Origin of the sequence: Sphingorhabdus sp. (assembly GCF_035329025.1) — a bacterium.
Lineage (GTDB): Bacteria > Pseudomonadota > Alphaproteobacteria > Sphingomonadales > Sphingomonadaceae > Sphingorhabdus_B.
The window spans coordinates 13,720-27,040 of record NZ_DAOLHN010000025.1 but is presented as its reverse complement, the minus strand read 5'-3'; the positions used below and the strand labels follow the sequence as shown (position 1 = coordinate 27,040).

Genomic DNA, 13,321 nt, shown 5'->3' with positions numbered 1-13,321 from the left:
CTTCTATAGCCATCCCTGCGCCTTATACCAGCGCGCGGTCGCTTTCAGGCCATCCAGTGTTCCGATTTGCGGCTGCCAAAGTGCAGTCGGAGGGGCGGCTTGTCGGTCAATCACCCAATCAGGATGGCTCATATAGCTGGCTCGGTCCGGCGTCAGCTTGGCTTTCGCACCACGCACCAGCTGGTCGCCCCACGCTGCGGCAAAGAGCAGCGGGCGTGGCGCGGATATTGTGGCGATCCGCCGACCAAGCGCCATGCCAATCGCACGCGCAAAGCGGCTATGCTCCCACCCGCCCGGTTCACCATCATCCGCCTCAAAGATTTGCGCTGTAGCATCGTCATGGGCGGGAAGCAGCGCAACCAGCAACCGCGCGAGGTCATCGACATGGATCCACGATCCTCGGCCTGCAGGGGGGAGAAGGCAAAAGCCCTTCGCGGCCATTTTGAACATTTCGAACACCTCTGTGTCGCCGGGGCCATAGACGCCGGGTGGGCGAATGATCGTCCAGTCGAGCATGCTGGTCGCCACCAGCTTCTCGCCCTTTGACTTGCTGGCGCCGTAAACCGAAAGCTGCGGTTCGCGGGCAGACAGCGAGGACACATGGACGAAGCGGCTTATGCCCGATTGCTTCGCAGCGCCGACCAGATGGGCGGTCCCGGTGACATTGCCCGCCTCAAATCCTGCTGCATCGGGTGCGTTGACTACGCCAGCAATATGAAGGATCGCATCAGCGCCGTCACAGAGTTCCATAAGGCTTTCGGGCTGATCGAGTGCACCTTCCACCCAAGTGATGCCTGCTTTCACTGGTTGGCTACGGCGGGTGAGGGCGCGCACCTGCCAGCCTGACTCAACAAGCTGGTTCAACGTCGCACCGCCAACAAATCCGGTCGCACCGGTCAGGGCGACCACGCCCTTGCCTGCCATCAGAGCAGCACCATCTGGTCGCGGTGGACCAGCACCTGACGCGGAACGGCGCCCAATATACTTTCCAGTTCACTGGAACGTTTGCCACAAATCTGCGCGGCATCGGTTGCGTCATATTCGGATAGACCGCGCGCCAGCGTTTCGCCTTCCGCCGTCACGATGTCGATGACATCGCCTCGCTTGAACGCACCAGCCACCGCTGTCGCCCCGGCAGGCAGCAAGCTTGCCCCGCCACGCAATGCTTTGGCCGCACCGGCATCGACGCTGATGCTGCCTTTGACCGACAGCCTGCCACCGATCCAGCTTTTGCGTGCACTGCCGCCTTCGCGGGGCGCGAACCAAGTGTAAGGAGCGCCATTTTCCATAGCGGCGAGCGGATGTTCGTGCAGGCCGGAGGCGATGGCGAGGCCGATCCCTGCGCGGGTGGCAATATCGGCGGCATCGAGTTTCGATGCCATTCCGCCCGAACCCATGCCGGACGAGGAGTCGCCCGTCACCATGACGCGGATGCGGCCATCGACCTTGGCCACTTCGGGCACCAATTGCGCCGCGGGGTCCTTGGGATCGCGATCATAAAGTCCATCGACATCGGATAGCAAGACGACGCCATGCGCACCTGCCGCTTGTGCGACCCGTGCGGCCAACCGGTCATTGTCACCAAAGCGGATTTCCTCGGTCGCGACGCTGTCATTTTCGTTGATGACAGGTACCGCCCCGGCACCCAGCAAGCGGTCCAGCGTTGCGGTAATGTTAAGGTAGCGGCGGCGATCCTCCAGATCGTCGAGGGTCACCAGCATCTGTGCCGCAGTCAGGCCTTGCCCGCCAAGCAACTCAGCCCAGATACCGGAGAGGAGGATTTGTCCGACCGACGCCGATGCCTGCGCATCGGCAAGGCTGGCGCGGCCTCCTTTTTCAAAACCAAGCCGCCGCGCCCCCAGCGCAATCGCACCCGAGCTGACCACCACGATTTTCTGGCCTGACTTGTGTCGCGCAGCTATGTCGGCCACCAGCGTTTCGAGCCAATTCCGGCGAACGGAACCATCGGATTCGACCAGCAGGGACGAGCCGACCTTTACCACCAGAAGCTGGCACGTGGCGGGACTCAGATGGGCGACCATTCGCCTTCCTCATTATCCCCGCTGGAGGTTTCAACGCTGCTCTTGTCAGGCAGTGCCGCAATGACGCGGTCGAGCACCTTGTCAACGCCTTGTCCGGTTGCGCCAGAAATCGCGATCACCTCTTGCGCGCCTGCCGCCTCAAGCTGCGCGGATATATCGGCCATCAACTCTTCGTCGAGCAGATCGCCTTTGTTGAGCGCAACAATCTGCGGTTTGTCTTCAAGGCCCGCGCCATAGGCTTCGAGTTCGTCACAAACCGTGTGCCAGGCAGCAACCGGATCATCGCCGGTGGCATCGATAAGGTGAATCAATATTTGGCAGCGTTCGATATGGCCCAGAAAACGGTCGCCAACACCTGCCCCTTCGGCAGCCCCTGCAATCAAGCCCGGAATGTCAGCGAGGACGAATTCACGGCCCTTATGGCTGACAACACCCAATTGGGGGCGCAGCGTGGTGAAGGCATATGCGCCGACCTTGGCCTTGGTGTTGGTCACCTGATTGATGAAGGTCGATTTGCCGGCATTGGGCAGTCCAACCAGACCAGCGTCTGCCAACAGCTTGAGCCGCAACCAGACCCATAATTCCTGTCCGTCCTCGCCCGGCTGGTGCTGGCGTGGGGCGCGGTTGGTGCTGGTTTTGTAGCTGGCATTGCCCCGACCGCCCATCCCGCCTTTGAGGAAAGTGATGCGCTGGCCGACCTTGGTCAGATCGGCAAGCAAGCTGCGCTCGTCGTCGTCGGCAAGGATCTGTGTTCCGACGGGGACCTTGATCACAAGATTTTCGCCGCCTGCGCCATAACGATCACGGCCTGCGCCGCCGCCGCCGCGCGGGGCCTTGAAATGCTGGGTGTAGCGGAAGTCGATCAGCGTATTGAGACCGGCAACGGCTTCAAAGATGATGTCGCCGCCTTTGCCGCCATTGCCCCCATCAGGACCGCCATATTCGACATATTTTTCGCGGCGAAAACTGACAGCCCCGGGGCCACCGGCACCGGAGCGGATGTAGATTTTCGCCTGATCAAGGAAGTGCATGGCCCGCCCTTAGGCGAGAGTGGCTGCTTTTACCAGCCTTGGCCTATCTTGGCCTTTGTTCGGTGCCCAATCCCGCTGTGATGAACAGCGCCGTTGCATCGCCATCAATATCAGCGGTGTGCCAGACGCCGGGCGGGTTGATGACATATTCACCAGCACCAATCGTCACCGAAGCGGTGGTGCCGTCGGGAAATTCCTGAATGAGCGTCATCTGGCCCGACGTGCAGACCACAACCTCGTCACCCGCCGGATGCATTTCCCAGCTGTCCCAACTTTGGGTGAAATGGTGCATCGAAACCAGCCGTCCTTCGGCCCCATCGCCTCCGTGGCGGCCACCATAGCCCATATACCATTCCATCCCGCCGGTGAATTCGGGCTGGGGAATTGCGGTTGCGCCAAGGCCAAGATGGAGCGGGTGTTTCTCCAGTTTTCGAACGCTCATATCGAGAAACTCCCCCGCTCAAAGTCTACAAAGATGACACCAATGCAGGCCGAAGCCTGTCACATGATAAAGGCGTTCAACTTGTTGCCATCGGGATCGCGAAAATAGCCCGCGTAAAAGCCTTCATCACCGCGCGGTCCCGGAGGGCCTTCGCAGGTGCCGCCATTGGCAAGCGCGATGTCATAGAGCCGGTGTACCTGCTCTTTGTCCTTCGCCTCGAGCGCCACCATGACGCCATTGCCGACCGTGGCGGCATTGCCGTCAAACGGCTTCGTCAGGCCGATTCCTGCAGCCCCGCCCGGCGTGCCCCAAGCGATGAAACCGTCAAATTCCATCATCCGCGGTGTATCGAGTTCGGCCGCAATGGCGTCATAAAATTTGGCGGCACGGGCAAGGTCGTTGGTGCCCAAAGTCACATAACCGATCATCGAATCATCTCCTCCAATATGATTGGAACATTATGTGAACATGGAGCTGAAGTCAATCCTGCTTGGGCGGCCATTCTCCCGCCGCTGTCAGCTTTTCGATTGTCCGCGTTTCAAAATCACCCGCATCATGCCGTTCGGGCAGACAGGTGGCGGGATCACCCATCACGCGGTTGACCATCCGCCCGCGCTGTGCCGCCGGGCGCGCGGCAATCTGTTTGGTCCAGCGCTGGACATTTTTGTAGCTGGCGACATCCAGGAACTCGCCCGCTTCATAGACCAGCCCCATGGCAAGCGCGCCGTACCAGGGCCAGATCGCGATATCGGCGATCGTATATTCGTCGCCCGCCATATATTCGCGCTCCGCCAAATTACGATCGAGCACATCCATCTGCCGCTTCACTTCCATCGCGAAACGATCGATGCAATATTCGATCTTGAACGGTGCATAGGCATAGAAATGGCCGAAGCCGCCGCCGAGATAAGGCGCGCTGCCCATCTGCCAGAACAGCCAGCTTAAGGCCTCGGTGCGCTTGGCTGGGTCGGTCGGCAGGAAGGCACCGAATTTTTCGGCAAGATAGAGCAGGATCGCACCCGATTCGAAAATACGCTGCGGCGTCGGGCCTGACCGGTCGACCAATGCCGGAATTTTGGAATTGGGGTTGGCATCGACAAAGCCCGACCCGAACTGGTCGCCATTTCCGATATTGATCAGCCAGGCATCATATTCTGCGCCCGTATGGCCCAGCGCGAGCAGCTCCTCAAGCAGCACCGTCACCTTCACACCATTGGGCGTGCCGAGCGAATAAAGCTGCAGCGGATGCTTGCCGGTGGGCAGCTCCTTGTCGTGCGTAGCGCCCGCGATTGGCCGGTTGATATTGGCAAATCGCCCGCCGCTCTCCTTGTTCCATTCCCACACCGCGGGCGGGACAAATTCGGACAGGGTCTGGTTCGGCGTTTCGGGCATGCGGCGCTCCTCGATTGGGTTGTTCTTTGCTACTGATATAATGGGATTAAGAAGGTTGGATAGAGAGATTGCAATTTCGGAGAATGTCGTTATAACACTTGTATGAACATGAGCTCCAAAATCTCAAAACATGGAAATTCCGCTGCCATTCCCTTGTCAAAGGAAATGCTCGCCAAGCTGCGCTTGGGCTTGGGTGACCGCGTTTACTTCACCGAAACACCGACCGGCTTTCACATTTCCGCCGCAGACCCCGAATTCGAGGCGAAAATGGAGGCTGCAGAGGCGATCATGCGCGAAGACCGAGAAATCCTGCGCGTATTGGCGAAATGAACGCAAAAAAGCGGAGCGAGCCAAAATGGCTCGATGCCCGCGACGCCAATGCCATCCACGATCGGCAGCTTGCCGAACATGGCGGTGGAGTGGGCGTGCGCGATGCGGGTTTGCTCGATTCCGCTTTGGCGCGTCCCGTCAATCGCTGGAATTATGGCGACGTTGATCCAGCGTCGCTCGCCGCCGCTTATGCCTATGGCGTTGCGCGCAACCACCCCTTTGTCGATGGCAACAAGCGGACAGCATGGGTGCTGGCTCGCCTTTTTCTGGCGATCAATGGGCACCGGCTTGAGTTCAACGCCATTGATGCCATCCAGATGATGCTGGCGTTGGCGGCGGGTGAACTGGAAGAAGAAACTGTTGCCGACTGGTTTCGGAAACGATTGGTTTAATCACGCCGCCGCGATCGTCGTCCGGTGCAGCAGGCGGTGGTATCCATCATAACCACCCGTCGCGGCATGCAAGACTGATCGGTTGTCCCACATCAGCAGCATTCCGGGCTGCCATTTGTGGCGATATTGGAACGCCTCCTGCCCCTGATATTGGTAGAGTTCGATCAGGAGCGGCAGCGCTTCTGCATCGTCCATGCCTTCAAAGCCGATGATATAGCCAAAGCAGCTGAACAGCCCGAGCCGCCCGGTTTCGGGATGCGCGCGGATATAAGAGTGGAGTTGCGTCGCCTCGGCATCCTTGGAAGGGTGGATATCCATCGATCGCTTCGCCTTGTCGCCCTCTCCATAGGCCCCATCGGGGGCATAGGCCCGCTTCGCCGAATGGATCGCCATCCGTCCCTCCACCCGCGCACGCAGCGCATCGGGCATCGCATCGAGTGCGGCATGCTGGTTGGCGAACAAAGTGTCGCCGCCGACCGGCGGAATCTTGATGCCATAGAGGCAGGTGCCCGCCGGGGGCCGCACCTGAAAGCTCCAGTCGCTATGCCAGTTTTCGGCGAACAAGGGCGAGGTTTCATCGGCGAGCCGCTCGACCGCGATCACATGCTTGCGCCCCGGCACCGGCGCAATGAAGGGATCATCGCCAAAGCCGCCAAAATGCAGCGTGAAGCGCTCCAGATCGTCGTCGGTCAAATCCTGGCCGGGAAAGGCAAGCACATGATGCTGCAGCCAAGCCGCGCGGATCGCGCCGACCAGATCGGCCGACAAGGGCTGGTGCAGGTCAACACCGGTGACGGTGGCGCCGCATGCCTGGCCGGATGGGGTTATTTGCATTGGGGCCTCTCCTCTGCGGAGAGGCTAGTTTGTGCAGGTAGTTTGTCAATCTTAGGGGTGGTTACCCCCGCCCTAGCGGCGCACAAGCCTCCTCAAGCCAAGCCTTGGCGTCGCCTTCCAGCTGCGGCCCGACAATCTCCAGCACGCGGGTATGATATTCATCCCACCAGCGCAGTTCGTCGCGGGTTAGCAAGTCCGTATCCACCAATGCCTTGTCGATCGGTGCCCAGGTGAGGTTTTCAAAGCCATAATAGGTGCCTTCCGCGCCCTCGATCTGCCGTTCTTCGACCAGCACGAGATTTTCGATGCGGATGCCGTAGGCGCCGGTCTTGTAATAACCGGGCTCGTTCGAAAGGAACATGCCAGGGAGGAGGGTTTCGCCGGTTCCGGCCTGACCGCCTGCCGATTTGGCGATGCGTTGCGGGCCTTCATGGACCGAGAGGAATGCGCCGACGCCGTGGCCGGTGCCATGCGCATAATCGACACCTGCGGCCCAAAGATATTGCCGCGCGAGGGCATCCAGCTGGCTGCCTGCCGTGCCTTCGGGAAAGACCGCGCGGGTGAGCGCGATATGGCCCTTGAGCACGCGGGTGTTGCGGTCCTTCATCTCGGCAGTGGGCTCCCCGGGACCGACCCAGACGGTGCGGGTGACGTCGGTGGTGCCATCGAGATATTGCCCGCCGCTATCGACCAGATAGATGCTGCCTGGCTCGATCCGTCGGTTCGATTGTTCATCGACCCTGTAATGCGGCAGCGCGGCGTTGGGCCCGGCGGCTGAGATGGTGTCGAAGCTCAGATCACGCAGCTTGCCGGTCGCCTCGCGGAAACTTTGCAGCTTGGCGGCAGCGCTCAATTCGGTCTCGCTGCCTTTGGGGGCTGCAATGCTCAGCCAGTGGAGGAAGCGGGTGAGTGCCGCGCCATCGCGTGCCTGCGCGGCGCGGTGCCCGGCCTGTTCGACCGGATTTTTTTGCGCGCGCGGGATGACGGTGGGGTCGCGCAGTTGCACAATTTCTGCCCCGCCCGCCGCGAGCTTGTCGAAGATCGCCGCGACCGCGCGTTCGGGATCGACGGCAACCTTCTTGCCCTGCATCGCTTGCAACGCAGGCGCAAAGGCGGTGCGTGGGTGCAGCCGCACGGCATTGCCCAGATGTTGCCGCACCTCGTCGGTGATCTTGTCGGGCTCAACATAGAAATCGGCTGTACCATCGCCATTGATCACCGCAAAGGAGAGCGCGACCGGGGTGCGCGATACGTCACTACCCCGGATGTTGAACGCCCATGCTACACTATCGAGCGCGGAGAGGATTGCGGCATCCAGCTTCCGTTCGGCCAGCCAGTCAGCAATTGCTGCGCGTTTCTCCGCACTGCCCTGCCCGGTATATTCGTCGCCGAGCACGATCAGCTTGGCGTCGGAAGGATCGGGGCGGCCCGCCCAGACCTTGTCGATCGGGTTTTCGCCGACCGCGACGAGTTCCGCCCCGACCGATTTCAGTGCTTTAGCCGCCGCATCGGCCCATCCCTTTGTATGCACCCATGGATCATAGCCGATCCGTGCGCCCTGCTTCGCATTGTTCTTCAACCAGTCGGCAACGCTCGTCTGCGGCACCTGCTGATATTGCCACAGCTTGCCATCGACCTGCTCGCGCACCTGGATGGTGTAGCGCCCGTCGACGAAAATCGCGGCTTCCTCGGAAAGCACTGCCGCCGTCCCCGCCGAACCGCCAAAGCCAGTGAGCCATGCCAGACGCTGGGCATATTCGCCGATATACTCGCTCATATGCTCGTCGCAGATGGGGATGACGAAACCGTCCAAACGGTCAGTCTTCAACTGTTCGCGCAAGGCAGCGAGGCGGGCTTCATAGGTGGACATGGCTGATTCCTGAATCTAATTGTCTGTCCCATATAGTGAGGACATCGCGCATATGAAACTGCTCCTGAAACTCGGAACCTCGATTGCCCTTTGCATCAGCGCCGCACCGGTGCTGGCTGACGATATGAAGAAAGACAGCATGACCGCCAAGACCGACACCCAAGTCCAGCCCCCCATCGCCGAAAAGCGCCCGCACAGCACCACCGTGCATGGCGTGACCATAACCGACGATTATCATTGGCTGCGCGATCAGGGCTATCCGAAGATCGAGAATGAAGAGATTTTGGCGCATCTCGAAAAGGAAAACGCCTATTTCGAAGCGCAGATGAAGCCACAGGAAAAGCTGGTCGAAACGATCTTTCAGGAGATGAAAGGGCGGATCAAGGAAGATGACAGCTCGGTCCCGCAGAAGGACGGCGATTACATCTATTGGTCGAAATTCGATGAGGGCACGCAGTATCGGAAGCATTACCGGAAGCCGGTCAAGGGCGGCGCCGACCAGCTGATCCTCGATGAAAACAGACTGGCCGAGGGCAAGGATTATTTCCGGCTGGGTGCAGCCGAGGTGAGTCCGGACGGCAAGCTGCTGGCCTATGCCTATGACGACAATGGCTCCGAACGGTTCGACCTGCACGTCCGCAACCTCGAAACCGGCGAAGAGCTGGCCGACATCATTCCGGGCACGCTGTCGAGCATCGTCTGGACCAAGGACAGCAAGGGCCTTGTCTATGGCCTCGCCAACGAAAATTGGCGCACGGACAATGCCTATTACCACCGGCTGGGGGACGATCCGAAGAACGCCAAGCTGCTCTACAAGGAAGCTGATATCGGCTTTGGCGTCGGCGTCGGCATCACCGCACAGGAGGACTGGATCATCATCGCCACCGGCGACAATGTGACCAGCGAAGTGCGGCTGGTACCTGCCGACAATCCGTTGGCCGAGCCGATCCTCGTTGCCCCGCGCAAGGTGGGCCGCGAATATAGCGTCGATGTCCGCGACGGCACGGTCTACATCCTGACCAACGACGATCATGTGAATTTCCGGGTCGCCACGGCCAGCCTTAAAGCTCCCGGCGAATGGACCACGTTGATCGCGGGATCGGACAAGCATTATTTGACCGGCGTTTCGCTGTTCAAGGATTTCTTTGTTACCGAGGGCCGGATCGACGGGCTCGATCAAGTCGAGGTGCGGCGGTACGACAGCCCGACCAAGGCCGAGCCCATCAAATTTGCCGAGGCGAGTTATGTCGCGGGGCTTGGCGACAACCCCGAATATGATGTGCAGAAACTGCGCCTAGACTATGAATCGATGGTCACCCCCGACACGGTGTTCGACTACACGGTCGCCACCGGCGCGTTCGAAACGCTGAAGGTGCAGGAAATCCCCAGCGGTTATGACGCGGGCCAGTACCAGACCGAGCGGGTGATGATCACCGCGCGCGACGGCACTAAGGTGCCGGTGTCGATCCTATCCAAAAAGGGCTTCAAAAAGGACGGCAGCCAGCCGCTCCACCTCTATGCCTATGGTGCCTATGGCTATGCGATGCCGCCGGGCTTCTCGGCCAACCGGCTGAGCTATGTCGACCGCGGCTTTACCTATGCGATCGCGCATATCCGGGGCGGCGATGACCTTGGCTATCAATGGTATCTCGACGGCAAGCTGACTAAGCGGACCAATACCTTCAACGACTTTGTCGACGCCGGAAAGGCGCTGATCGAGATGGGCTATACGAGCAAAGGCAAGCTGACTGCGAGCGGCGGTTCGGCGGGCGGCGAGCTGATGGGTGCGGTGGTGAACCAGGCCCCCGAAATTTTCGGCGCGGTCGTTTCACATGTCGCTTTTGTCGATGTGCTCAACACCATGCTCGACGAGACATTGCCGCTGACCCCCGGCGAATGGCCTGAGTGGGGTAACCCGATCACCGACAAGGCGGCGTTCGACTATATCCGCAGCTATTCGCCTTACGATAATGTCGCGGCAAAGGCCTATCCGCCGATGCTTTGGACCGCCGGCCTAAACGACCCGCGGGTCACCTATTGGGAACCCGCCAAGATGGTCGCAAAATTGCGCGCGATGAAGACCGACGACAATGTGCTGCTGCTCAAAACCAATATGGGCGCAGGCCATGGCGGTAAGAGCGGGCGCTTTGACCGTTTGCGCGAAAATGCCGAGGAGGCCGCGTTTCTGGTTTGGCAATTGGGGTTGGGGGAGTGAGATTGGCATTGACAAATCTCAATGTGTGTGTGCTATACACACTGTGAGGAGTGCCGACCTGATCCGTGAAATTCAGGCGATCGGCTGGACCCTTCATCGTGTGCGCGGATCGCACCATATCTTTGTCCATGCGGAGCGACCGGGGCATGTGTCCGTGCCGCACCCTAAAAAGGACTTGGGCAAAGGTCTGATCGCATCAATCCGCAAACAGGCTGGAACTAAAGGAGGCTGATATGCGCTATCCCATTGCGATCGAACCGGGAGATGAAACAACGGCCTTCGGCGTGGTCGTTCCCGATTTGCCCGGCTGCTTTTCGGCAGGCGATACATTGGACGAGGCGATGTCAAATGCCGAAGAAGCGATTGCGCTTTGGATCGATTCTACGCTGGATGCGGGGGATGCCATTCCCACGCCCTCCAGTTTGGATAATATTCGTCTGAATCCGGAATTTGAGGGCTGGATTTTTGCTATTGTGTCCATCGATCCTGCCTTGCTTGATGATACAATCGAACGCGTGAACATCACATTGCCGCGTCGCGTCCTGAAACGACTGGATGCGCTTGCAGAAGCAGCTGGATCAAGCCGTTCGGGCTATGTGGCGCAACTGACACTTGAAGACAAGAAAGCGGCTTAGGTCTGACACCCTTCACCCGCCCTTTCATCCCCACCCCTGAAGACATTGACGAGCTGGGCCATGTCAACAATGCCGTGTGGGTGCGGTGGATTCAGGATATGGCGACATCGCATTGGGCGGCGACCGCAGCGCCCGAGCATGTCGATGCCTATATCTGGGTCGTGACGCGGCACGAGATCGACTATCGCGGCAATGTGGCGCTAGGGGAGAGCGTGACCGGGCGAACTTGGATCGAAAAGCCGCCGCGCGGGGCAACTTTTGACCGGCGGGTCGAGTTTGTGAATGCGGCGGGTAAGGTCATTGTCAGCGCGAACACCACCTGGGCGATGCTCGACCGGGCATCAGGGCGGCTGATGCGAGTGCCCGCCGAAGTGGCGGCGCCTTTTCTCGCGTCAGCGTAACAGGCTTCGCGCCTGCCATAACCGGTGAAGCACCGTGACAAAGCACAAGGCTGCAAACAGCATCGCCAATTGCGGGAACAGCGCCGGAAACAGGCACATCGCGATGAATAAGGCGATTGTCTCGCCCCCCTCCATCAGTCCGGTCGAGTAAGTAAAGGCCTTGGCCCCATGCCCCAAATCGCGCCCCGCCAGGATCGCGGCGAGCGCGAGGAAACTGACGGCGGTGAGGGTGAAGCTCGCCACCAAAATCAGCGCCGACAGCTCATTGGCGGGGGATGCAAAGGCGAAACCCAGCGGCACGGCGATGTAGAACAGATAATCGCACAGGCTATCGAGATAGCCGCCCCACACGCTCGGGCCCCGAATGCGCGCAACTGCGCCGTCGAGGCCATCGAGCAAACGGTTGGCCGCAAGCAAAGCCAGCGCCGCCAGCCAATTTTGCAGCAGCAGCGAATAGAAAAGCGGCACGACCAGCGCTGCACCCGTCAATGTAATGGCATTCGCGCCGATACCGCTGCGTGCAACCCACGCGCCCATCCGGTTGAGCAAAGGATCAATCAGCTGGCGCAGGCGGGTGTCGAACAATCTTTAAGCCTATTTCTTTTCCAGCTTTTCCTTGAGCGCCGCGAGCGCACTGAAGGGGCCGGCCTCGCTTTCATCCTTCACCCCGGCGGCCTTCAAGACGGCATCGGCGTTCGGGCTGCGCGGAAAGGGGTCGAGCGAGAGAGCAAGGCTTTGGGCCACGGCCTCGCCCAGATCAATCACCCGCCCATCATGCGTCAGCGTATCGCAATCATCAGCGGCAAGTTCGATTTCGGCATCGGGTTCATGGCCCTGATCGGCTACAAAGCGGATGTTGAGCGGCTCCTGTACCTTGACCGCCACGGCCTCTCCGGTGGCAATGCAAGCCTGCTGCACCTCGGCCCGCAACTGGCCCTCAAGGACAATCGCCTCACCTTCACGGTGATAACGGACGTCCGCTTCAAGCAGGTCGAGCGCCAAAAGGTCAAAACGCTTGGCGAGCGCGGCGCGCTCGGTGGCGTTGGCGGCAAGCTGTCGACGGACCACGGTCGAACCGATCTCCGACAAGGGCACGGTGACGCTGAACTCAGGGGCAGGAAGGGAGGTCATCCGTCGATCCCGCCCGCGAGGATGGCATCTGCTTCCGTGCTGGCCAGCCGGTCGGCAAAGGCCAATGCGGTGTCGCGCACATGGGCAAGCGCCGCAGCGCCAGGCCCCACCCCCGCATAAAGATTGCGGACCAGCGCCGCTTCAAAAGCAGCCGCTCTGTCCGGTGCATCCAGTGCGTCGCGATACGCCCCCAGCCTGCCACCCAGTGCGCTAACCAATCGCCCGATATGCTTGCCGACGATCATATCGCCAATTCCGACTTCGCGCAGCTGCGGGTCCATATCCTCGACAAACAGTTCGGTCAGCAGTGCGGTCGCACCGGCCTGCTCGACATCTTTTTCCAATTGCAGCAGCACCAGCGACAATATGGTTGCGACCATTTCAAAGCGGCCTTCGATTGTGTCGGCCACCTTGCCCTCGACAAACCAGTGTGGCTGGCGCGCGGTGGCGATGATCTGCGCATAAAGCGGGCGCAGGGCATCACGCGGATCGGCCTCTTTCTTTCCGAACAGGCGCTGCAACAGCAACATTATGAAAAACTCCCGATAGGTGCGCTAGACTGGCGGCTCATCCGCCGTTCATTTCGCGATGGATATTGCCATTGCC

At 60.2% G+C, this 13,321-nt stretch carries 17 protein-coding genes; 6 read left to right on the top strand and 11 right to left on the bottom strand.

Features of this window, described 5'->3' with window-relative positions:
• Positions 1-3: 3 nt before the first annotated feature.
• From PKC81_RS08645 to yghU, 6 genes are read right to left on the bottom strand one after another with little or no spacing between them, the layout of a single operon-like run.
• Positions 4-924 carry an NAD(P)-dependent oxidoreductase gene (locus tag PKC81_RS08645; protein ID WP_324335103.1) on the bottom strand — a complete coding sequence of 307 codons (921 nt, stop codon included), beginning with the start codon at positions 922-924 and terminating at the stop codon, positions 4-6.
• On the bottom strand, positions 924-2,042 hold the full coding sequence (proB, locus tag PKC81_RS08640) for a glutamate 5-kinase (protein WP_324335101.1): 1,119 nt from the start codon (positions 2,040-2,042) through the stop codon (positions 924-926). Before proB ends, PKC81_RS08645 begins: the two co-directional genes overlap by 1 nt.
• Positions 2,027-3,073 carry a GTPase ObgE gene (obgE, locus tag PKC81_RS08635; protein WP_324335099.1) on the bottom strand — a complete coding sequence of 349 codons (1,047 nt, stop codon included), beginning with the start codon at positions 3,071-3,073 and terminating at the stop codon, positions 2,027-2,029. Before obgE ends, proB begins: the two co-directional genes overlap by 16 nt.
• A 43-nt stretch (positions 3,074-3,116) precedes the next feature.
• A complete protein-coding gene (locus PKC81_RS08630) occupies positions 3,117-3,515 on the bottom strand; it encodes a cupin domain-containing protein (protein WP_324335097.1) in 399 nt (132 codons plus the stop codon).
• Positions 3,516-3,574: 59 nt separating this feature from the next.
• Positions 3,575-3,943, bottom strand: coding sequence for a VOC family protein (locus PKC81_RS08625; RefSeq protein WP_324335095.1), 369 nt, complete (start codon positions 3,941-3,943; stop codon positions 3,575-3,577).
• 52 nt (positions 3,944-3,995) lie between these two features.
• On the bottom strand, positions 3,996-4,907 hold the full coding sequence (yghU, locus tag PKC81_RS08620) for a glutathione-dependent disulfide-bond oxidoreductase (protein ID WP_324335093.1): 912 nt from the start codon (positions 4,905-4,907) through the stop codon (positions 3,996-3,998).
• A gap of 108 nt (positions 4,908-5,015) precedes the next feature.
• Here yghU and PKC81_RS08615 point away from each other — a divergent pair, with 108 nt between their 5' ends.
• Both PKC81_RS08615 and PKC81_RS08610 read left to right on the top strand, forming a co-directional pair.
• Positions 5,016-5,237 carry an AbrB/MazE/SpoVT family DNA-binding domain-containing protein gene (locus PKC81_RS08615; RefSeq protein WP_324335091.1) on the top strand — a complete coding sequence of 74 codons (222 nt, stop codon included), beginning with the start codon at positions 5,016-5,018 and terminating at the stop codon, positions 5,235-5,237.
• Positions 5,234-5,629, top strand: coding sequence for a type II toxin-antitoxin system death-on-curing family toxin (locus PKC81_RS08610; RefSeq protein ID WP_324335089.1), 396 nt, complete (start codon positions 5,234-5,236; stop codon positions 5,627-5,629). Before PKC81_RS08615 ends, PKC81_RS08610 begins: the two co-directional genes overlap by 4 nt.
• On the opposite strand, the gene PKC81_RS08605 is transcribed toward PKC81_RS08610, so the two are convergent.
• Positions 5,630-6,463 (bottom strand): TauD/TfdA family dioxygenase, encoded by an 834-nt coding sequence (locus PKC81_RS08605; RefSeq protein WP_324335087.1) that lies wholly within the window; start codon positions 6,461-6,463, stop codon positions 5,630-5,632.
• Between the two features lie 61 nt (positions 6,464-6,524).
• Positions 6,525-8,333: an aminopeptidase P family protein gene (locus PKC81_RS08600; protein WP_324335085.1), complete on the bottom strand. Its 1,809-nt coding sequence runs from the start codon at positions 8,331-8,333 to the stop codon at positions 6,525-6,527.
• 139 nt (positions 8,334-8,472) lie between these two features.
• Between PKC81_RS08600 and PKC81_RS08595 the strand changes: the two genes are divergently transcribed.
• Genes PKC81_RS08595 through PKC81_RS08580 form a run of 4 tightly spaced genes read left to right on the top strand, consistent with a single transcriptional unit; the run spans position 8,473 to position 11,584 of the window.
• A complete protein-coding gene (locus tag PKC81_RS08595; protein WP_324335149.1) occupies positions 8,473-10,548 on the top strand; it encodes a S9 family peptidase in 2,076 nt (691 codons plus the stop codon).
• A 43-nt stretch (positions 10,549-10,591) separates the two neighbouring features.
• Entirely contained in the window at positions 10,592-10,780 is a 189-nt protein-coding gene (locus PKC81_RS08590; protein ID WP_324335083.1) for a type II toxin-antitoxin system HicA family toxin, read from the top strand.
• Between the two features lies 1 nt (position 10,781).
• Entirely contained in the window at positions 10,782-11,183 is a 402-nt protein-coding gene (locus PKC81_RS08585) for a type II toxin-antitoxin system HicB family antitoxin (RefSeq protein ID WP_324335081.1), read from the top strand.
• 2 nt (positions 11,184-11,185) lie between these two features.
• A complete protein-coding gene (locus PKC81_RS08580) occupies positions 11,186-11,584 on the top strand; it encodes an acyl-CoA thioesterase (RefSeq protein ID WP_324335147.1) in 399 nt (132 codons plus the stop codon).
• On the opposite strand, the gene PKC81_RS08575 is transcribed toward PKC81_RS08580, so the two are convergent.
• Genes PKC81_RS08575 through PKC81_RS08565 form a run of 3 tightly spaced genes read right to left on the bottom strand, consistent with a single transcriptional unit; the run spans position 11,576 to position 13,245 of the window.
• Positions 11,576-12,169, bottom strand: a complete 594-nt coding sequence (locus PKC81_RS08575; protein WP_324335078.1) for a CDP-alcohol phosphatidyltransferase family protein — start codon at positions 12,167-12,169, stop codon at positions 11,576-11,578. The genes PKC81_RS08580 and PKC81_RS08575 overlap by 9 nt on opposite strands.
• A gap of 9 nt (positions 12,170-12,178) precedes the next feature.
• A complete protein-coding gene (locus PKC81_RS08570) occupies positions 12,179-12,715 on the bottom strand; it encodes a DUF177 domain-containing protein (RefSeq protein WP_324335076.1) in 537 nt (178 codons plus the stop codon).
• Entirely contained in the window at positions 12,712-13,245 is a 534-nt protein-coding gene (locus tag PKC81_RS08565) for a ubiquinol-cytochrome C chaperone family protein (protein ID WP_324335075.1), read from the bottom strand. The genes PKC81_RS08570 and PKC81_RS08565 overlap by 4 nt, the downstream gene beginning before the upstream one ends.
• Between the last annotated feature and the right edge of the window lie 76 nt (positions 13,246-13,321).